Source organism: Calidifontibacillus erzurumensis (assembly GCF_013303125.1).
Taxonomy (GTDB): domain Bacteria; phylum Bacillota; class Bacilli; order Bacillales; family Bacillaceae_J; genus Calidifontibacillus; species Calidifontibacillus erzurumensis.
Map to the genome: position 1 here is coordinate 210,288 of NZ_JABTTE010000004.1, position 21,345 is coordinate 231,632.

21 protein-coding genes and 1 other annotated feature are annotated in these 21,345 nt (G+C 38.2%); all 21 genes read right to left on the minus strand.

The features are described 5' to 3' along the window. Positions 1-16: 16 nt before the first annotated feature. Entirely contained in the window at positions 17-649 is a 633-nt protein-coding gene (gene pyrE, locus HR057_RS05605; RefSeq protein WP_173730442.1) for an orotate phosphoribosyltransferase, read from the minus strand. Beyond that, positions 650-1,363, minus strand: coding sequence for an orotidine-5'-phosphate decarboxylase (gene pyrF / locus HR057_RS05610; RefSeq protein WP_173730443.1), 714 nt, complete (start codon positions 1,361-1,363; stop codon positions 650-652). It lies immediately after the preceding gene. Beyond that, positions 1,332-2,273 carry a dihydroorotate dehydrogenase gene (locus HR057_RS05615; protein WP_173730444.1) on the minus strand — a complete coding sequence of 314 codons (942 nt, stop codon included), beginning with the start codon at positions 2,271-2,273 and terminating at the stop codon, positions 1,332-1,334. The genes pyrF and HR057_RS05615 overlap by 32 nt, the downstream gene beginning before the upstream one ends. Beyond that, entirely contained in the window at positions 2,270-3,046 is a 777-nt protein-coding gene (locus tag HR057_RS05620; protein ID WP_173730445.1) for a dihydroorotate dehydrogenase electron transfer subunit, read from the minus strand. The genes HR057_RS05615 and HR057_RS05620 overlap by 4 nt, the downstream gene beginning before the upstream one ends. Further along, a complete protein-coding gene (carB, locus tag HR057_RS05625) occupies positions 3,043-6,255 on the minus strand; it encodes a carbamoyl-phosphate synthase large subunit (protein WP_173730446.1) in 3,213 nt (1,070 codons plus the stop codon). The genes HR057_RS05620 and carB overlap by 4 nt, the downstream gene beginning before the upstream one ends. Next, on the minus strand, positions 6,240-7,340 hold the full coding sequence (locus HR057_RS05630; protein WP_173730447.1) for a carbamoyl phosphate synthase small subunit: 1,101 nt from the start codon (positions 7,338-7,340) through the stop codon (positions 6,240-6,242). The genes carB and HR057_RS05630 overlap by 16 nt, the downstream gene beginning before the upstream one ends. Then, a complete protein-coding gene (locus HR057_RS05635; protein WP_173730448.1) occupies positions 7,337-8,626 on the minus strand; it encodes a dihydroorotase in 1,290 nt (429 codons plus the stop codon). The genes HR057_RS05630 and HR057_RS05635 overlap by 4 nt, the downstream gene beginning before the upstream one ends. Before the next feature lie 63 nt (positions 8,627-8,689). Then, positions 8,690-9,592, minus strand: a complete 903-nt coding sequence (locus HR057_RS05640) for an aspartate carbamoyltransferase catalytic subunit (protein ID WP_173730449.1) — start codon at positions 9,590-9,592, stop codon at positions 8,690-8,692. A 192-nt stretch (positions 9,593-9,784) separates the two neighbouring features. Continuing rightward, positions 9,785-11,077, minus strand: coding sequence for a solute carrier family 23 protein (locus tag HR057_RS05645; RefSeq protein WP_173730450.1), 1,293 nt, complete (start codon positions 11,075-11,077; stop codon positions 9,785-9,787). A 57-nt stretch (positions 11,078-11,134) separates the two neighbouring features. Beyond that, complete coding sequence (gene pyrR / locus HR057_RS05650; protein WP_173730451.1) at positions 11,135-11,677, minus strand: bifunctional pyr operon transcriptional regulator/uracil phosphoribosyltransferase PyrR; 543 nt, start codon at positions 11,675-11,677, stop codon at positions 11,135-11,137. Between the two features lie 205 nt (positions 11,678-11,882). Further along, on the minus strand, positions 11,883-12,797 hold the full coding sequence (locus HR057_RS05655; protein WP_173730452.1) for an RluA family pseudouridine synthase: 915 nt from the start codon (positions 12,795-12,797) through the stop codon (positions 11,883-11,885). Beyond that, the gene (gene lspA, locus HR057_RS05660) at positions 12,784-13,269 is read right to left on the minus strand and encodes a signal peptidase II (protein ID WP_173730453.1); all 486 of its coding nucleotides are present in this window, start codon (positions 13,267-13,269) and stop codon (positions 12,784-12,786) included. Before lspA ends, HR057_RS05655 begins: the two co-directional genes overlap by 14 nt. Before the next feature lie 65 nt (positions 13,270-13,334). Further along, positions 13,335-13,685 (minus strand): TraR/DksA C4-type zinc finger protein, encoded by a 351-nt coding sequence (locus HR057_RS05665; RefSeq protein ID WP_173730454.1) that lies wholly within the window; start codon positions 13,683-13,685, stop codon positions 13,335-13,337. Between the two features lie 250 nt (positions 13,686-13,935). Then, entirely contained in the window at positions 13,936-16,701 is a 2,766-nt protein-coding gene (gene ileS / locus HR057_RS05670; protein ID WP_173730455.1) for an isoleucine--tRNA ligase, read from the minus strand. A 54-nt stretch (positions 16,702-16,755) separates the two neighbouring features. Further along, positions 16,756-17,010: a binding site (T-box leader), on the minus strand. A gap of 82 nt (positions 17,011-17,092) precedes the next feature. Further along, positions 17,093-17,590: a DivIVA domain-containing protein gene (locus HR057_RS05675; RefSeq protein ID WP_173730456.1), complete on the minus strand. Its 498-nt coding sequence runs from the start codon at positions 17,588-17,590 to the stop codon at positions 17,093-17,095. A gap of 112 nt (positions 17,591-17,702) precedes the next feature. Next, positions 17,703-18,476, minus strand: a complete 774-nt coding sequence (locus tag HR057_RS05680) for a YlmH family RNA-binding protein (RefSeq protein WP_173730457.1) — start codon at positions 18,474-18,476, stop codon at positions 17,703-17,705. 68 nt (positions 18,477-18,544) lie between these two features. Further along, positions 18,545-18,808, minus strand: a complete 264-nt coding sequence (locus HR057_RS05685) for a YggT family protein (protein ID WP_173730458.1) — start codon at positions 18,806-18,808, stop codon at positions 18,545-18,547. A gap of 4 nt (positions 18,809-18,812) precedes the next feature. Next, complete coding sequence (locus HR057_RS05690; protein WP_173730459.1) at positions 18,813-19,250, minus strand: cell division protein SepF; 438 nt, start codon at positions 19,248-19,250, stop codon at positions 18,813-18,815. Between the two features lie 12 nt (positions 19,251-19,262). Then, positions 19,263-19,940, minus strand: coding sequence for a YggS family pyridoxal phosphate-dependent enzyme (locus tag HR057_RS05695; RefSeq protein WP_173730460.1), 678 nt, complete (start codon positions 19,938-19,940; stop codon positions 19,263-19,265). A 25-nt stretch (positions 19,941-19,965) separates the two neighbouring features. Beyond that, a complete protein-coding gene (gene pgeF / locus HR057_RS05700) occupies positions 19,966-20,790 on the minus strand; it encodes a peptidoglycan editing factor PgeF (RefSeq protein ID WP_173730461.1) in 825 nt (274 codons plus the stop codon). A gap of 78 nt (positions 20,791-20,868) precedes the next feature. Then, entirely contained in the window at positions 20,869-21,165 is a 297-nt protein-coding gene (locus HR057_RS05705) for a YlmC/YmxH family sporulation protein (protein ID WP_173730462.1), read from the minus strand. Between the last annotated feature and the right edge of the window lie 180 nt (positions 21,166-21,345).

The following is a 21,345-nucleotide window of genomic DNA, read 5'->3' on the forward strand; positions in this document are numbered from 1 at the left end:
TCCGCAAATAATCGAATTACATTTTAATCCAATTTTCATCTTCAGGATTTTTACGCCACTCTTTTAATTTTTCAAGTTCCGCCTCATTGATCAAACCTTTTTCTAAAGCAACTTCAATCAACGTCGAATAATCACTTAAAGCAAAAGCTTTAATTTTCGCTTCTTCAAGTTGTTTAAGCCCTCGTTCCAATTCATACGTAAAAATGGCAACTACCCCAAGGACATCACAACCAGCTTCTCGGAGGGCTTCTACTGCAGTGATTACACTTCCCCCAGTCGAAATTAAATCTTCAACGACTACTACTTTTTGACCTGGTTTTACCGCTCCTTCGATTTGATTGCCTTTCCCATGTCCTTTTGGTTTTGAACGTACATAACACATCGGCAAATTCATCAAATCACTTACCCAAGCTGCATGCGGGATTCCTGCCGTTGCTGTCCCAGCGACCATTTCACAGTTTGAAAATTCTTTTTCAATTAAACCGGCAAGACCTTTGGCAATTTCTTTTCGCAACTCAGGATAAGATAATGTTAAACGGTTATCACAATAAATTGGTGATTTTATTCCCGAAGACCAAGTAAATGGCTCATTTGGGCTTAAGTGAACCGCATTTATTTCTAATAAATGTGCAGCAATATTTCGTTTCATTTAATTCCCCTCCCACTGGTTACGTATTGTAATGTAAGCGTTAAGCGGGTTTTCAGCTCTTGTTATCGGACGGCCAACGACGATTCCCCAACTTCCTCGTTTCCGTGCTTCTTCTGGTGTAGCAATTCTCACTTGATCATCAACTTGATCTGTTTTCAAGCGAATGCCCGGCGTGACTGTTAAAAAGTCCGTCCCGCAAGCATCTAATATATTTTCTACTTCCCACGTCGAACAAACGACACCATCTAAACCGCTTTGTTTCGCATTTTTAGCATAATGAACGACGACATCCTCAATCGGTTCTTGAATCAATAATTCCTGTCTTAACATTTCCGCTGACGTGCTTGTTAACTGAGTAACAGCGATACAAGCCGGTCTCTTTTGTCCAGCTTTTGTTCCTTCGTCCAAACCTTCTAAAGCTGCTTCCATCATCAGTTTTCCTCCGGCTGCATGGACATTCACAAGGTCAACATCAAATGAGGCTAAATTCCGCATTGCACTTTTTACAGTATTAGGGATGTCATGCAACTTTAAATCTAAAAAAATGCGATGGCCATTTTCTTTTAAGTAAGCAAGGATGGGTGCACCTTCTTTATAGAAAAGCTCCATTCCTACTTTTACGTAAAGTTTTTCACCTTCAAATTTACCTAGAAATTGTTTTACTTCGCTAATGCTAGGAAAATCAAGAGCTACAATTAGCGGTCTTTCCGGCACGATCCCAACTCCTTCCTACTAACTCAGAAATGTGGTTTACACCGATCTCATCCAAAACTTTTGGCAATTCATCAATGATCGTTGGACAAACATATGGATCAATAAAATTAGCCGTTCCGACTGCAACAGCACTTGCACCAGCCATAAAAAATTCAATTACATCTTCTGCTGACATAATCCCTCCCATGCCAATGATCGGGATATTTACACGCTGACTAACTTGATAAATCATGCGAATTGCCACAGGCTTAATGGCTGGTCCTGAAAGGCCGCCTGTCTTATTGGCTAAAACCGGTTTTCCTGTTTTTAAATCAATGCGCATACCAAGAAGTGTATTAATCATGGAAAGCCCATCCGCTCCTGCCTCTTCAACCGCAAGAGCCATTTCTACAATATCCGACACGTTCGGGGAAAGCTTTACATATACGGGAACGCTAGAGACCTTTTTCACTTGCTTCGTCAGTTCATATGCAACTTCTGGCACCGTTCCAAATTGAATGCCTCCAGACTTGACGTTTGGACATGAAATATTTAATTCCAATGCATGGACATTTGGTACTTTTGAAATTTTTTCAGCAACTTTGATATAATCTTCTACTTGTGAGCCGGCCACATTTGCGATGATTGGCACATCATATTGAGCAAGCCATGGAAGTTCTTGCTCGATTACTGCATCTAAACCAGGATTTTGTAAGCCGATAGCATTAAGCATACCTGCGCTCGTTTCTGCAACACGCGGTGTAGGATTGCCAAAGCGCGGCTCGACTGTTGTTGCTTTAATAATAATTGCACCGAGTTTCGATAAATCATAAAACTTGCTATATTCACGTCCAAAACCAAAACAGCCGGAAGCTGGCATAATAGGATTTTTTAAATCTAAACCTGGAAGGCTTACGCTCAGTCGATTCATAATAATACCTCCCCTAGCGGAAATACAGGGCCGTCACTGCAAACTTTACGGTACGATGGACCTTCTGGATCTTCCTGCAAGTGGCAAACACATGCATAGCAAGCTCCAATCCCACAGCCCATTCGTTCTTCCAAAGATATGAAACCTTTTTGTCCACGAAAACGATCATCCAATGCCTTCAACATCGGTTTAGGCCCACATGCAAATAAACAATCAAATTGAATATTTTGCTGGGTGATCACATCGGTAACAAACCCTTTTGTCCCATATGAACCGTCTACAGTGGCAATAAAAGTTGTACCAAGGGCTTGAAACTTTTCTTCATAAAACATCACAGATTTATCTTGGAAGCCAAGCACATGGATGACATTAACACCTTTTTTTACCAATTGTTTGGAGAGATAGTAGAGCGGCGGCACACCGATGCCGCCTCCTACTAATAAAGCAGTATCTCCTTTTCCAACTTCATTTAGCGGAAAACCGTTGCCAAGCGGTCCTAAAACATCCACCTGATCGTTTTCTTTCTTTTTAGAAAGAATCGTCGTCCCTTTTCCCTCTGCCCGGTATATCATTGTGAAACGTTTTTGATCATGGTCTATATCACAAATGCTTATTGGTCGTCTTAACAATGGATCGGTACTTTCATCCACTTTCAGATGAACAAATTGGCCAGGCTCTTTCATGGCAGCAACAAGTTCACCTTCTAGTACTAACTCATAAATATTTTTGGCAATTTCTTTTTGTGAAACTACCTTCATCCATTGTTTCATCATTGAGGTACAACCACCTTTGCTTTTTCAAACTTTGGCATTTCATCTGTAGCAAATGTCATTGCTTCTAATACTCTTAAAATTGCTTGAGCTGTATCAAGCGAAGTCAAGCAAGCAACCCCATTTTCAACAGATTCACGGCGTATTTTAAAGCCGTCACGGGCTGGCTGCTTTCCTTTTGTTAACGTATTGATTACGAATTGTGCTTCCCCATTGCGAATGACATCTAAAAGATTTTTTCCTTCTGAACCAATTTTGTCCACGACTGTCACAGGAATATTTTCTTTTTTAAGACGAAGAGCTGTACCTTCCGTTGCTAAAATACGATAACCTATTTTGTAAAAACGGCGCGCAATATCGATTGCTTCTTCTTTGTCTTTATCGGCGATTGTCAATAATACGGATCCGTAACTTGGGATTGAGATGCCGGAAGCAACTAATCCTTTGTATAATGCTTTTTCTAATGTAACATCATGGCCCATAACTTCCCCTGTTGATTTCATTTCAGGTCCTAAATTAATATCTACGCGGCGCAGTTTTGCAAATGAGAACACAGGCGCTTTTACAAATACTTCTTTACTTTCAGCATGATAACCTGTTTCATAACCTAGGTTCGGAAGTTTTTCCCCTAAAATAGCTTTTGTTGCAATATTGGCCATCGGTACCCCAGTAATTTTACTTAAGAAAGGTACTGTCCGGCTTGAACGAGGATTTACTTCGAGCACATATGCTTGATTTTCATATACAACAAACTGGATGTTTAATAAGCCGATAATTTCCAAACCACGAGCAATTTTAATTGTATAGTCAATAATTTGCTGTTTAATTTGCTCTGATAATGTTTGTGGCGGGTATACAGCAATCGAGTCTCCAGAATGAACCCCAGCTCGTTCAATATGTTCCATAATACCTGGAATATATACATTTTCACCGTCGGAAATAGCATCGACTTCAATTTCTTTTCCAATCATATATCGGTCAATTAATACCGGATGCTCCGGATTTACTTTTACAGCGTTGTCCATGTAATGGAGCAGTTCTTCCTCATGATATACAATTTCCATGGCACGTCCGCCAAGAACGTAGGATGGACGCACAAGCACAGGATAACCGATTTCACGAGCAACTTTTACAGCCTGCTCAACAGAAGTAGCCGTCTTTCCTTTTGGCTGCGGAATTCCAAGTGCTTGTAGGGCTTGTTCAAATTTATCACGGTCTTCAGCACGGTCCACATTTTCAAGGGAAGTACCTAAGATTTTCACACCTCTTTGTGCCAATCCCGCCGCCAAATTTATGGCAGTTTGTCCACCAAACTGAACGATTACACCAATAGGCTTTTCCACTTCAATGACATGCATGACATCTTCAACTGTCAACGGCTCAAAATAAAGTTTGTCAGATGTGCTAAAATCAGTTGAGACCGTTTCTGGGTTGTTATTTATGATAATAGCTTCGTAGCCAGCTTCTTTAATCGCCCATACAGAGTGAACCGTTGCATAGTCAAATTCAACACCCTGACCGATGCGGATTGGTCCAGAACCTAGTACAAGAACACTTTGTTTGTCCGTAATAATTGATTCATTTTCTTCTTCATAAGTACCATAGAAATATGGAGTTTCAGACTCAAATTCAGCTGCGCACGTGTCAACCATTTTATAAACAGGCATAATCCCATTTGCTTTACGGAAATCGTAAATTTCTTGTTCTGTTTTACCCCAAAGTTTTGCAATCGCAATATCAGAAAATCCTTTTGCTTTCGCTTCCCGCAATATCTCGATGTCCATTGGGTTTTGTTTGAACACCGTTTCGAAGTCGATAATTCCTTTAATTTTTTCTAAGAAAAAGCGGTCTATTTTGCTCCACTCATAAATTTGTTCTACCGTGATGCCGCGGCGGAAAGCTTCAGCGATTACAAAAAGACGTTCGTCATCAGCAACTTCAATTCGTTTTTGCAATGTCGCATCATCGAGACTAGCAAGGGATTCAATTTCAAGGTGATAAACTTTAGCTTCTAATGAACGAACCGCCTTTAATAAAGATTCTTCAAATGTGCGGCCGATTGCCATCACTTCACCAGTTGCTTTCATTTGAGTACCAAGTTTGCGGTTGGCTGATTCGAATTTATCGAACGGCCAGCGCGGTATTTTAGATACGATATAGTCTAATGTCGGTTCAAAGCAAGCGTATGTTTTCCCGGTTACAGGATTCATCATTTCATCTAGTGTCAAACCGACAGCAATTTTTGCTGCTAGTTTAGCAATCGGATAGCCTGTTGCTTTTGAAGCTAGTGCTGATGAGCGGCTAACCCGTGGATTCACTTCAATTACATAGTAATTAAAGCTGTGCGGATCAAGTGCTAGTTGGACATTGCAGCCCCCTTCAATTTTTAAAGCACGAATAATTTTTAAAGATGCATTTCTTAAAAGCTGGTATTCACGATCGCTTAACGTTTGGCTTGGAGCAACAACGATTGAATCTCCAGTATGAATTCCAACTGGGTCAATGTTCTCCATATTACAAACAACTATTGCATGGTCTTTAGAGTCACGCATCACTTCATATTCAATTTCTTTATATCCAGCAATACTTTTTTCAATTAAACATTGCGTTACAGGACTATATTTTAAACCACTCGAAACAATTTCCCGAAGCTCCTCTTCATTTGTACAAATCCCTCCTCCGGTACCACCTAATGTGTAGGCAGGACGAACAATTACAGGAAAACCAATTTCTTTAACGAAGTCAAAGGCTTCCTCAACTGTATGAATAATCGTACTTTCAGGAATTGGTTCACCAATTTCTTGCATCAATGTACGGAATTCATCGCGGTCTTCTGCTTTTTGAATGGCTTCGAGCCTAGTTCCTAAAATTTCAACGCCACATTCTTCTAAAACACCTGAATTATAAAGCTCCATTGCTAAGTTTAATCCTGTTTGTCCGCCCAATGTAGGAAGAAGCGCATCCGGACGTTCTTTCCGAATAATACGGCTGACAAACTCTAATGTAAGTGGCTCGATGTACACTTTATCGGCAATTTCCGTATCAGTCATAATTGTTGCTGGATTCGAGTTTACAAGAATAACCTCATATCCTTCTTCTTTTAAAGCTTGACAAGCTTGTGTGCCGGCATAATCAAATTCTGCCGCTTGCCCAATCACAATTGGACCTGAGCCAATTACTAATATTCTTTTTATATCTAAGCGTTTTGGCATACAGCTTCCCCTTCTTTCTTATGAGTTTTAATGAGGTTCATAAATTTATCAAATAAATGGTTGGAATCTTCAGGACCAGGAGATGCTTCTGGGTGATATTGTACTGTAAAAGCAGGGTGGTCTAGATGTTCCAAACCTTCTACAGTTCCGTCATTTAAAGCGACATGAGTTACTTTGAGCCTTGTATTTGCGATTGATTCCATTTCCACCGTATACCCGTGATTTTGTGATGTAATATCAACAGCACCAGTTTCCAAATTTTTCACAGGGTGGTTTGAGCCGCGGTGGCCGAACTTCATTTTGATCGTATTAGCACCACAAGCGAGAGCAAACAATTGATGACCTAAACAGATTCCGAAAATTGGCACCTTACCAAGCACACCTTTAATCATTTCGATTGCCTGAGGGACATTTTTCGGATCTCCAGGACCGTTAGAAAGCATAATTCCGTCTGGTTGCAAGCGAAGCACTTCTTCAGCTGTAATATTATATGGAACTACTACAACGTCACAATCTCTCTTAATTAATTCGCGCAAAATACCGTGTTTCATCCCGAAATCAACAAGTACAACGCGATAGCCCCTGCCAGGGCTTGGATAAGCAGTTTTTGTAGATACTCGCTCAACTTGATTCGTTGGCAATGGTTCGCTTTTCAGCTTGGAAATAATATCATTCACATTTACGCCCATTCCGCATAATGCACCTTTTAAAGTTCCGTATTTACGTATGATGCGTGTAAGCTTTCTTGTATCAATCCCTTGAAGCCCTGGTATATTTTTCTCTTTTAAAAATTCATCAAGTGTTTGCAAACTTCTCCAGTTTGAAGGAGTTGTTGCAGCTTCTTTTACAATTAATCCATTGATCGCGGGTGCTATGGTTTCAAAATCGTCGCGATTAATTCCGTAATTTCCGATTAACGGGTAAGTTAAAGTTACAATTTGTCCACAATAAGATGGGTCAGAAATGATTTCTTGGTATCCTGTCATTCCTGTGCTGAAAACAACTTCACCAATTGTTTCTTGATCACTGCCAAATCCCTGGCCAACAAAAACTGTTCCATCTTCCAAAATTAATTGCCGCTTCATTGTTCAACACGCTCCTTCTTCCAAACGATATTTCCATTTACAATTGTCAATACGTTCCATCCTTTGCAGAGCCAACCGTTAAAAGGTGTATTTTTTCCTTTTGATAAAAAATTGGATGAATCAATTTTTTCTTCATTTTCTAAATCGATAACTGCCATATCAGCAGGACTTCCTACTTCGATTTTTCCATAAGGAAGATTGAAAGCTTGGCATGGTTTAATTGTTAAATAATCAACGAGCTGTTTTAGAGACATCCGACCGGTTTGAACAAAATGTGTATAAAGAAGTGGAAACGCTGTTTCTAGTCCAACGATACCAAAAGGCGCTTCTGTGATCGGCCAAGATTTTTCTTCAGCTGTATGCGGTGCATGGTCTGTCGCGATGAAATCTATTGTGCCATCCAACAACCCTTCAATTAATGCCTCTCGGTCTTCCCGGCCTCTAAGAGGTGGATTCATTTTATAATTCGGATCAAGACTTGGAATATCTTCATCACAAAGCAATAAATGATGAGGCGTTACTTCAGCAGTCACATGAATGCCAGCTCTTTTTGCATCTCTAACTACCCGCACTGATTCTTTCGTACTAATATGGCAAACATGGTAATGGCAGCCGCTTGCTTCAGCAAGCAACACATCCCTTGCAATATGGACAGATTCACAAACAGATGGAATCCCATTTATTCCATGCTTTTTCGCAAACACCCCATCATGAACAGAACCTTTATTAATGAGAGTATTATCTTCACAATGGGCAACTATTGGCATATTTAAATGGGCTGCTTTTTTCATTGCTTCAAACATTAGCCCAGCTGATTGAACACCAACACCATCGTCAGTAAAGGCAAAGGCACCAGCTTCTTTTAAACTTGAAAAATCTGTAAGCTCTTCACCAAGCTCGCGAATTGTAATCGAAGCATACGGTAAAACACGTACATGGGCAGTTTCTTTAATACGTTTATTTAACCAATCTAACTGTTCTTTCGTATCCGGCACCGGACGTGTATTAGGCATCGCAGCAATTGTTGTAAATCCACCTCTTGCTGCAGCCAATGTACCTGTTGCAATCGTTTCTTTCTTTTCTCCCCCTGGTTCACGCAAATGAACATGTAAATCAACAAATCCTGGAGTTACCAGTTTTCCATCTACATCAATAACTTCATCATGTCCATCTTTTTCAATAGAATCGGCAATTTGTGCAATCACACCATTATGAATTAAAATATCTTTTTGAATGAGTTCTCCTGTCTCGTTTAATAGTTTGGCGTTTTTTATTAATAATGACACAATTTTTTCCTCCTACCCATTTATTACGGCATATATCAGGTAAATAACTACATGGCCAAATGATTAAATTGATAAGGATTGGGTTTGAACCGTTTTACATTCAAATGCACGCTTTAAAGCTGCCATACGTGCAAAAACACCATTTTGCATTTGCTTAAATATGCGTGAACGTTCACATTCGACTAATTCACTGGCGATCTCAACCCCGCGGTTGACTGGTGCAGGATGCATGATGATCGCGTGCGGTTTCATCATTTTCTCTCTCTCTATAGTTAATCCATACGCTTGATGGTACTCTTCTTTCGTATTCCCCATTTGCCCTTCATGTCGTTCGTGTTGAATTCTTAACATCATCACTACATCTGCTTCACGTATTGCTTCATCGATCGGCACATATAAACCTGTTTCATCTTGCCATTCTTTTGGCCCTGAGAAAATGACATTTGCACCAAATCTTGTGAGAGCATCATGATTGGAATGAGCGACGCGGCTATGCCGGATATCACCAATAATCGCAACCGTTAAATCTTTAAATGTTTGAAATTCTTGTTTAATTGTCAATAAATCAAGTAAACATTGGGTCGGATGTTCACCACAACCGGCACCGGCATTTATGATTGGAATATTCACTTTGCCTACGAGCTCTTGGAAGAAATGATTTTCTGGATGACGGATAACAACTCCGCTCACACCGATTGATTCAAAAGTTCGTACCGTATCATACAATGTTTCACCTTTTTGCACACTAGAGCTTTCTGCTGAAAAATTCAATACGTCCAAGCCAAGTTTTTTCTCAGCAACTTCAAAACTATTTCTTGTCCTTGTACTCGGTTCAAAAAATAAATTGGCAACAAAAGTCTGCTCTTTAACCTTCCATACTTCACCTTTTGAGAAACGCTCGGCATCAAAAAGAATATTTTCGATTTCGTTCAAGGTTAAGCCTGCCATTGTTAATAAATGTTTCATCTTCATTGCCCCCATTCTTAAAACTTTGCGGTCAAAATGGGTATGAAAAAAGCACCCATTTTGTTAAAAGGGTGCATCGAAAAACAGGCATGGTTTCCTACTTCCTGCCAATTTCAATTTTAACACCCTTCAAAGCCTCTCTGGACCCTATTTAAAGTGTGTTGCTCTTATTGCTATTTTATTTCATATAAATTATTCATGTTGCCCTTCATCTTGTCCTTTTTCCCTACCAGGCAAGACGAAATTTAATACGGCGCCAATGATCGCTGCTAAAGCCATTCCCGAAATTTGCACTTGTTCATTCACTTGGATAAATGCGCCGCCAATGCCGATGACTAGAATTACAGATGCGATAATAAGATTGCGATTTTTACTAAAATCAACTTTGTTATCAACCATCATTCGTAAACCCGATGAAGCGATAATCCCAAAGAGTAGGATGGAAACACCGCCCATTACATTAGTTGGAATCGAACTAATTAACGCGCTAATTTTGCCGACGAATCCGAAAATGATTGCAAGAACAGCTGCTCCCCCGATGACAAACACACTAAATACTCTTGTGATCGCCAATACGCCGATATTTTCACCATATGTCGTATTTGGTGGTCCACCGATTAGAGAAGCTAATGTCAAAGCGAATCCATCACCAGCAATTGCCCGATGTAAGCCCGGCTTCACCAAAAGGTTTCGGTCAATAACTTTGCTTAGAACCATTTGATGTCCAATGTTTTCAGATAATGTAACAATGACGACTGGCAACATTGCCACTGCTACACTCCACTTCAAATCAGGTGTGTAGGTCACAAACGGAATTAATAGCTCAGGTGTTGCAAACCATTTGGCTTCTTGTACTCCTGAAAAATCTACAATTCCTACGAAAAATGCATAAGTGTATCCACCGACGATACCAATTAAAACTGGAATTACACTGAAAAATCCTTTGAAAAACATTGAAGCGATAATCGTAATAAATAGTGTTACTAAAGCAACTGAAAAGTGTAGTGAACTATAAGTTGCAGGATCGTTCGGATCAATTCTCATTGCCATATTAACCGCTGTTCCAGCAAGACCGAGACCGATTACCATAATGACTGGACCGACAACGATCGGCGGCAAAATATTTAACAGCCATTTTACACCAAACTGTTTAATAAGTAATGCTACAATTCCATATATGATACCTGCCAAAAAGCCGACGAGCATTGCCGTTCCAGGTCCACCACTTGCTTTTGCTGCGATCACCGGAGCGATAAATGCGAAAGATGAACCAAGATAAGCAGGAATTTGCCCTTTTGTAATAATTAAGTAGGATAATGTAGCCAATCCACTCGATATTAAAGCGACAGCTGGACTTAAACCGACTAGATAAGGAACTAAAATTGTTGCTCCAAACATTGCGAATAAATGCTGCAAACTTAGCGAAATCCATTGGATGAAATTTGGTTTTTCATTTACGTCAAGTACAATATTTTGCCTCTTCATCTTGTTTTCTCCTATACTGTTGTTTTTTATCTGTCAAAACTTTATCCAATTTCTTTATCATTTTTCATGAATACTTACTTGATCGAGTGAATCGACTTCTTTTAATTCTACAACAATTACTTCAGAGCTTGATGTAGGGATATTTTTACCTACAAAATCAGCGCGGATTGGAAGTTCACGATGACCGCGGTCTACTAAAACTGCTAGTTGAATTTGTGCCGGACGTCCGATATCCATAATTGCATCCATAGCTGCTCGAACCGTTCTTCCCGTATAAAGGACATCATCAACTAAAATGACAGTCTGGTTTGTAATATCTACTGGTATATTTGATCCATGAAGCTGTGGTTCATGGTTGCTAGTTTTAATTGTTAAATCATCCCGATAAAGAGTAATATCAATTTCACCAACCGGTATTGGTTTACCTTCAATCTTTTCAATCCGTTCCGCAAGCCGATCGGCTAAATAAATTCCTCTCGTTTTAATGCCAACTAATAGGCAGTTTTCAATCCCTTTATTTCGTTCAATAATTTCGTGGGCGATTCGTGTTAAAGCCCTCCGAATTGCTTGCTCATCAAGGACGATTGCTTTTTCCTTCACAAAATCACCTCATTCTCGTTTGTTTGCGTTTGTCATAAAAAAATCCTCCCACCGCTTGGTGAGAGGACATTATTCAGGCATAGTAATTTATGAGGACAGACTCTGCCTCATGCTTTGCACGTTTTCCTTCTCAGCCTCACGGGACTGCACTTAAAGGACATTTATTTAATTGTTATAGAAATTATCGCACTGTAATCGAATTTTGTCAATTAGCATTACGAAGTTTATTTAACAAATTTTCGAAATCAGCCGGTAGGGGTGCTTCAAATTGCATAAACTCTTTTGTCCGTGGGTGATGAAACCCTAATACACCGGCATGGAGAGCTTGACCGCCAATATCAAGCGTTTTTTTCGGTCCATATTTCGGATCACCAGCAAGCGGATAACCGATATATTTCATATGAACTCTTATTTGGTGGGTGCGCCCTGTTTCTAATTGACATTCAATAAATGTAAAATCTTTGAATCTTTCAAGAACACGAAAATGTGTAACAGCCGGTTTGCTATTTTCATCGGTCACTGTCATACTTTGACGGTCATTTTTGTCTCGGCCTATTGGGGCATCAATGGTTCCTTTATCATGGGGAATGACACCATGAACGATTGCTTTATATTTTCTTACAACAGTTTTATTAACTAGTTGATCAACTAATGATTCATGAGCAAAATCATTTTTAGCAACCATTAGTAATCCTGATGTATCTTTATCAATTCTATGGACGATGCCTGGTCTTAGGACTCCGTTTATTCCCGATAAATCTTTGCAATGAGCCATTAATCCGTTCACAAGAGTGCCTGTTAAATGCCCTGGAGCAGGGTGGACAACCATTCCTTTAGGTTTATTGACAACAAGCACATCGCTATCTTCATAATAAATGTCTAAATCCATTTCTTCCGGCAATACATCAAGAATTTCCGGTTCAGGTAAATCAATTTCAATATGATCATTTAATTTGCATTTATAATTTCCTTTTACTACTTTTCCATTAACTGTAACTAAACCTTCTTTGATCCAATCCTGAACTTGGCTTCTGGACCATTCTTCATTAAATGATGGCAATACTTTATCAATTCGTTCATTTTCATGAACGTCTGTAATAATTGTTTCAAATTTTTCCATTCACTTTTTTCTCCTTTTTGCTATCCATCCAAGTATGTATCATCAAAAGTATGACCCCTATTACGAGGGCGGCATCTGCTATATTAAATATAGGATAATGATAAGTGAAGAAAAAGAAATTTAAATGAAAGTCGAAAAAGTCAACGACCTCTTTTCTAAATAAGCGGTCAATGAAATTTCCAATTGCCCCTCCAAGAATGAGGCCAAGTGCACTTCCCATTAAAGGCTCTTTTTTAGCTGTTTTAAAGATATAATAAATAACGGCAAAAATGACAATAATAGTGATGATGTAAAAAAACCACATTTGTCCTTGCAAAATCCCCCATGCAGCACCGCGATTTCGATGGGACGTTAAATAAAAGAATTGATCAATGATTGGGATGCTTTCCCCTATCTCCATCTTTTTGACAACAAGCCATTTTGACCATTGATCTATGAAAATAATTACAATGGCTAACCAATAATAAATCACCAATTTTCCTCCGATCTTCCTGACTAATTTTTCTCCCGTAAAATTGTAGCATAGTCCTGGCAAAATTAACAATATAATGACTGTTCCATTGTATACGGATATTCAGTTATTGCTAAAGCTTCTCGTAAAGTGCGAACCGTTGGTACAATTCTCAGTAATTCGTAAGGAATTTTCTCACCTGTTTCTTCACAAATACCATATAATCCCCATTCCATTTTAAATAATGCTCGGTTTACATCATTTAGTTCTGCAAATATATGTTGGTTGATCTCATGCTTTTTGCTATTCTTGTATAAATCGGTAACTGATTGAACTGCTCTAGGTTCACGATCATCATAACTTCGATTTAACCGATCTTCAAGCTCTCGTTTTGTTAGTTCAAGCTCTAATTTGATCTGGTTATACTGATCGTTCATCACCAGCTACCTCCTTTAAAGATTGTAAATTTATTTTTGCCAGAATGCATAGATTTAGACAGCCAACTTTTTCATATCCGATCATTTCATAAAGTGATGAATGCTGTATGACATCCAAGTTGCATCTAAAAGTTTTAACTACAGAAGCAAAACTCCCCATTTACATAAACAGACTTTTTTAATCTGTCTACCAAATGGGGAGCCTATCATTTAAAAAGCAAACAATGGTTTATAAATAATTATTCATTATTTATTTTATATAGTGTTCTTGAACAATTGTAGCACAATTACTACATAAAGTAGGGTGTTCGCTCACTGTGCCGACCGTTGGTGTAACAACCCAACAACGTTCACATGTTTCACCTTCCGCTTGTTTTACAACAATTGATAAAGTATCAAAGCGCTCTGCTTCTTCTGGAGCTTGTTCCTGGCTTCCAGCGATCTCTAAGTGAGAAACGATAAACAACTTCGCTAAGTCCTCGATATTTTCAAGCAATTCCTTATATTTCTCATTTGGATATAAAGTGATGCTAGCTGTTAATGATTTGCCGATTACTTTTTCATTACGGGCATTTTCCAATGCTTTTAACACATCATCGCGGACTTTCATAAATGTATCCCATTTTTCTTCAATTGCCGCAGCATTGTCAATTTCTGTAACTTTAGGCATATCGACGAGCTGAACGCTCACTTCAGTAACACCAGGGATATATGCCCAAACTTCTTCAGCCGTATGAGGCAAGATCGGTGTTACTAATTTTGTCAAAGCAAGCAATGCTTCATACAATACTGTTTGAATTGAACGGCGGTTTTTGCTGTCGGCTGCTTCGATGTATAAGATATCTTTTGCAACATCTAAATAGAATGAACTTAGCTCAATTGTACAGAAATTATTAACTGCGTGATAAATGCTTGCAAAATCATAATTTTCATAAGAATCAAGCACTTTTTCAATGACCTTATTCAATTTCGCTAAAATATAAACATCAACTTCGCGAAGTTCACTGACTGGCACTTTATGAACAGCTGGATCAAAATCATGTAAATTTCCAAGCAAAAATCTGAAGGTATTTCTAATCTTACGGTACACTTCTGCAACTTGTTTTAAAATCGCATCAGATACACGAACATCCGCTTGATAATCAACAGAAGCAACCCATAATCGTAAAATATCTGCACCCAATTGTTCCATTACTTTATTAGGAACAACAACATTGCCTAATGATTTACTCATTTTCCGGCCTTCACCGTCTAAAGCAAATCCGTGGCTTAATACGCCTTTATAAGGCGCTTTTCCTGTTACAGCAACACTTGTTGATAAAGATGAATTAAACCAGCCACGATATTGGTCTGAACCTTCTAAATATAAATCAGCTGGACGCTGTAGTTCCTCTCGTTCAACTAAAACAGCTTGATGGGAAGAACCTGAATCAAACCACACATCCATAATGTCTGTTTCTTTTGTAAACTTGCCGTTCGGGCTGTGCGGTGATGTAAATCCTGGTGGAAGTAAATCTTTCGCTTCGCGTTCAAACCAAATGTTAGAACCATGTTCCCTAAACAAATTCGATACATGTTCGATCGTCTCATCAGTTATAATTGGCTCTCCATCTTCACCATAAAAAACTGGAATCGGAACGCCCCATGCACGTTGGCGGGAAATACACCAATCTTCACGGTCTTTGATCATATTGTATAATCTTGTCTCGCCCCAAGCAGGGATCCATTTTACTTCTTTAATCGCTTTTAACAACTCATCGCGGAAATCTTTAATGGATGCAAACCATTGAGAAGTTGCCCGGAAAATTGTTGGCTTTTTCGTTCTCCAGTCATGAGGATAGGAGTGCGTAATAAATGTGAGCTTTAATAAAGCACCGACTTCCTCTAATTTTTGCGTAACGACTTTATTAGCATCATCATAAAATAACCCTTCAAAGCCAGGTGCCTCACTAGTAAAATACCCTTTATCATCGACTGGGCAAAGCACACCTAAGCCATATTTTTTTCCGACAACAAAGTCATCTTCCCCATGTCCAGGTGCCGTATGTACACATCCGGTACCTGCATCGGTAGTAACATGCTCACCTAGGATTACTAATGAATCACGGTCGTAGAAAGGATGACGGGCAACGACATGCTCTAAATGTTCTCCTTTAAAAGTCTTCACAACATTATATTCGTTCCATTCAACTTCTTTTGCGACCGATTCAATTAAAGCAGAGGCAACAACAAATTTCGTACCACCCACTTCAACAACACTATACTCCAATTCAGGATGGACACAAATTCCTAAATTAGCAGGAATTGTCCATGGCGTTGTTGTCCAAATAACAATTTTTTCGTCACCAAATAAAACCCCTTTTCCATCTTTTACAGGAAAAGCAACATAAATAGATGGCGAACGTTTTTCTTTATATTCAATTTCTGCTTCCGCTAAAGCAGACTCCGATGAAGGAGACCAGTAAACAGGCTTTAATCCTTTGTAAATATAGCCTTTCTTAGCCATTTCACCAAAAACTTTAATTTGTTGCGCTTCATATTCTTTCGTTAATGTAATATAAGGGTTTTCCCAATCACCGCGCACACCTAACCGCTTAAATTGTTCACGCTGCCGGTCAATTTGCTCGTAAGCATACTCTTCGCAAAGTTTACGAAATTCAGCAACACTCATTTTCTTACGATCAACTTTTTTGTTTTTCGTTAAAGCTGTTTCAATCGGCAAACCATGAGTATCCCAACCAGGTACATACGGAGCGTGGTAGCCGCTCATAGATTTATAACGGACAATAATATCTTTTAAAATTTTATTTAAAGCATGACCCATATGAATGTCCCCATTTGCATATGGAGGACCATCATGAAGAACAAACAAAGGGCGACCTTCCGTACGCTTTTGAACCAATTTATAAATATTTAGTTCTTCCCACTTCGCTTGAATTTCTGGTTCACGTTTCGGCAAATTTCCGCGCATCGGAAAATCGGTTTTTGGCATTAATAACGTATCTTTGTAATCCATTATTACCCCTCCTAAAAAATATTTTCGTTAAATAAAAAACCTTCTCAATCCCTACAAAGGGACGAGAAGGACTCCCGCGGTACCACCCAAATTAGCTTAAAACAGATCTTCTCATGAACATCCGTTTATTATGTAAGCTCACTTTTCCATTCGTAACGTGAATGACACGCCATCACTTACTTACCTTTCGGTTTCAGTTTTGGAACTCAAGGGCGATTTTCGTCTATACGTCTTTCACCGAGCTTCCACTATCCCCGGTTCGCTAAAGAAAGATCTTGTAAAGACTACTGTCCCTCTCATCGTTTGTCTGTGTTTGCGACAAAAATATTTATGAATTATTTTCCTATGTTAAAAAATTATAGGCAATATATACGCTTGCGTCAAGTGCACCTTAAGAATCAATGCTTTTTTCCAACTCTTCCTCATCATATTGCATTAAATGATCCCAATCATCACTTTCAATCATTTCTAATTGGGCTTTAATTAACATTCTGAAACGATTTCGGAATACTTTTGATTGCTTTTTTAGTTCTTCAATTTCAATGGCAATTTTTCTTGATTTATTTAACGCTTCATTAATGATACGATCAGCATTTTTTTCGGCTTCTTTAATAATAAGCTTTGATTCTGCCTGGGCATTTCTTTTTACTTCTTCAGCTGCTTCTTGAGCAACTATAATTGATTTATTTAATGTTTCTTCAATATTAGAAAAATGTTGCAGGCGTTCAGTTAATTCTTTTACTTTTTCTTCTAACTCCTTTTTTTCACGGAGGATCATTTCATAATCTTTAATAACTTGATCTAAAAATTCATTCACTTCATCTTCATCATACCCTCGAAAGCCACGGCTAAATTCCTTATTATGAATATCTAATGGCGTTAACGGCATTGGTGACACCTCCAACGAATTGTTGTAAAATCAAATAAAAATTTACAATTTATATATTTTTAATTTATTTTTCGACAACATTCCTTCATTTCCTGCTCGTTTTTATGAATTATTATTTTCGCTTTTCCACAATTAAACGCCATTTTTCTTTTTTTGTCATCCCGTCAATTTTATTAATTTTGCTTCTCCCAAATCCTCGAATTGAGATTACATCGCCTTCATGACAAAGATAAGCAGGATCTTCGATTATTTTCCAATTGACTGTCACTAATTGATTTTTAATATATGGCAATACTTTTTGTCTAGATAAATGGAAAATTTCAGCTAAAATCGTATCCAATCGCATAGAGGAAACAGTGATTGTTTGTTCATATCCTTTTTGTTCACTTAAAGTCAATTCATCAAAAAGAATTTCTTCAAGTGTAATATGCGTTTTTCCAACTTGGTTAAAATTAAGTTTAATATAATCAGCTATTTGTGCAGCAGCAATAAATTGCACATTACTTCCATTGATGATGATATCTCCAAATTTTGATCGTTTTAAGCCTAATCCCATCAGTGCACCAAGTACTTGTCGATGTTCAAGCTGAATAAATTTCGCTGGGTAATTCACTTTAAATAAAACAAGCTCATAGTCGTCAGCGCTCGGTTCGTAATAATCAGGATAAAGAATCGCCCTTTTTCGCTCAGCTTCTTCATACCCGCCCCAAAATGCACATTTCACTTCATCCTTTGTTCCTATCACACTTTGTACGATCGTTTTCTCCCTTGGATTAAGAAAATCGAGCAGCTTATACCTATACTCTGATTTCACTTGGTCTCTCCAAGATATAATTTGATCGATAAAAGCATGTTCCTCTTTTCGGAAATGCTGATATATAGACATCTCATCACCTTTTTTGTAATTTCTTCGAACGAAAAAACAGGGATCTTTTGACCCCTGTTTATGAAGGCTTAGCCGAATAAATGGATTAAAGATCTTGCTCCCGTTTCTGCAAATTGAAGTACAAGGATGGCGACAATCGGAGAAATGTCAATCATCCCAAGCGGCGGAATGATCCGCCGAAATGGTTCTAAGTATGGCTCAACAATTCTTCCCAAAAATTGGCCAATGGAAGAATCACGAGCTCCCGGAAACCATGACATAAAGATATAAATGATAATGACCCATATATAAATATTAATAAGCTGAGAGATTATACTTGCAATTATATCCATTCTTTTACCACCTATTCCTTGTAGTCTCCATTCCTTCAGTCATGTCAGAAATTGAACCTGAAATATCTACGTTATCAGGTGTACATATAAAAGTATTCGATCCTAATTTATTAATATCACCGCCTAAAGCATATACCGTCCCGCTAAGAAAATCAACAATTCGCATCGCTTGATCATTAGAAACACGCTGCAAATTAATGATAACAGTTTTGCGGCTTTTTAGATGATCAGCAATTTCTTGTACTTCATCATATACACGAGGCTCAACTAAAATAACTTTTGATGTTTGTTGAATGCTTTGAAGACTGACAACATTTTGTTTTGTACCTTTTTTTGCTTGGCGGGAAAGCTCGTATTCCTCTTCTTCATAGTACTCTTCTTCGATATAATCATCTTCGTCTTCTAAAGCAAAAAAACTTTTAAATTTAGATTTAATGCTCACCTGATACACCCCCTAGATTTCTTTTCCAACTAGCGATGTGCCAATCCTTATCATAGTAGAGCCTTCCTCAATCGCAATTATGTAATCGTTGGACATGCCCATTGAAAGTTCATTACATGGCGCATAAGGAAGGTTTAATGCTTGTACATCTTTTTGCAGTTGTTTCACTTTACGAAATGTATTTCTTATAACTTCCTCATCATCAGTAAAAGGTGCCATCGTCATTAGTCCGACGACAGTGATGTTTGGGAATTCAGCTAACTTTTGAATAAAAGGAACTGTTTCTTCAACAGAAAGACCATGCTTTGTTTGTTCATTGGAAGCGTTAACTTGAACAAAACATTGAATGTTACGTTTAGCTCTTTTATTAATTTCTTCGGCTAAACTTAAACGATCCAACGAATGAATAAAGTCCACCTTATCGATAATGTTTTTCACTTTTCTCGATTGTAAAGTGCCTATAAAATGCCAAACAATCGGGCCTTGAAGAGCTTCCCTTTTCTCAAGCAACCCTTTGTCCCGATTTTCTCCTATATGTTGTATACCAGCATCAATCGCTTTTTGAGCCGTCACAATCGATACATATTTTGTAACAGCAATGATTTTTATTTCATTAGGATCACGGTGAACACGCCTGCATGTTTCTTTAATATTTGCTTCAATTTGTTGTAAATTTTCTTTTATTGTCAAAGACGCAACCTCCGCTTCTCCGTATTTATTTAGTCAAACCAATAAAACCCAGCATTCGTCCAGTTTTCCCTTTATCACGGCGATGGGAAAAAAATAAGTCGGGATGGCAGCTCGTACAAAATGAAGAAACTTCAATTTGCTCACAGTTGACTCCTGATTTTTTAAGCAATTCATAATTAGCTTGTTTTAAGTCTAAGTGATATTTACCATCACCGACTTCCTCGTACACTTGATGATTTTTATTACTTCCAAAATGTTCTACAATTTGTTTGATAATCCCTTCATCTACTTCATAACAGCATTTTCCAATTGACGGTCCTATACATACACAAATATCTTCGATCGGAATGTTTTCTTCCTGTGTCCATTTTTTGATCATTTCTCCGGAAATATTTGCCACTGTCCCACGCCATCCAGCATGGGCGATTCCGATCATCCTATGCTTTTTAGCAAAAAAGTATATGGGAACACAGTCTGCAAAAGCTGCCATTAAAAAAACATTTTCATCTTTTGTATAAAGACCATCGACCCCCGGGATAGCAGTTTCCATTTGGGAAGAACCTTTGCCTCCATCTGCTTTTGTTACTTTCGCTATTTTATTACTATGAATCTGTTCTCCACATACCCACTTTTCTAAAGGAGCACGAATCATAGAGGCCAATTGCTTCCGGTTTTTTAGAACATCTTCTATATGATCATCTACATGCAAGCCAAGATTTAAAGTATCAAATGGGGCTGTACTAAAACCACCTTGGCGAGTGGAAAAGCCAGCAATTAATCCTTCTTGGAAAGCACTCCATGTTTCTATCATTAAAACAGAATGTTTCAAGAAAAAAGGTTCTTTGATCATCACAAGTTCCTTTCTTAGAAGATAAATACCGATTCATTCCTATTTTACCACATCTTCCATAAATATGGGGGGAAATCTCTAGGAATAAAACGTTTTTGGGCCTTTTGGTATATCTTTCATATGATCATCAAATTGTGAACTATTAAAATAACGAACAAGAATAACGTCTGTCCCAATCTTCACAATATTATTCCATGGGATGACAATTTCATCATTTTTTCCAAAAAAGCCTTTCATTTTTGAGCCCGTTTGTATAATGATTGCATTTATTTTTCCTGTATTAACATTTATATCTAAATCTGTAATATTTCCTAATCTTTTTCCATCCGCTACATTCACAACATCTTTTATTTGAAAATCCGAAATTGTAAGCATCTCCATCACCTCTTTCTATAAAAATATATGAAAAGGACAGCTTGGCCTATGAATAAAAAAAAGACTTGCATACTGTGCAAGTCACAGACTGTCGACAAACCCCAACTCAAATGCTTCATTTGAGTTGGGGTTTGTCTTTTTTTGCCCATCATTTTCTAAGATTCTTATCTTATTTAGGCT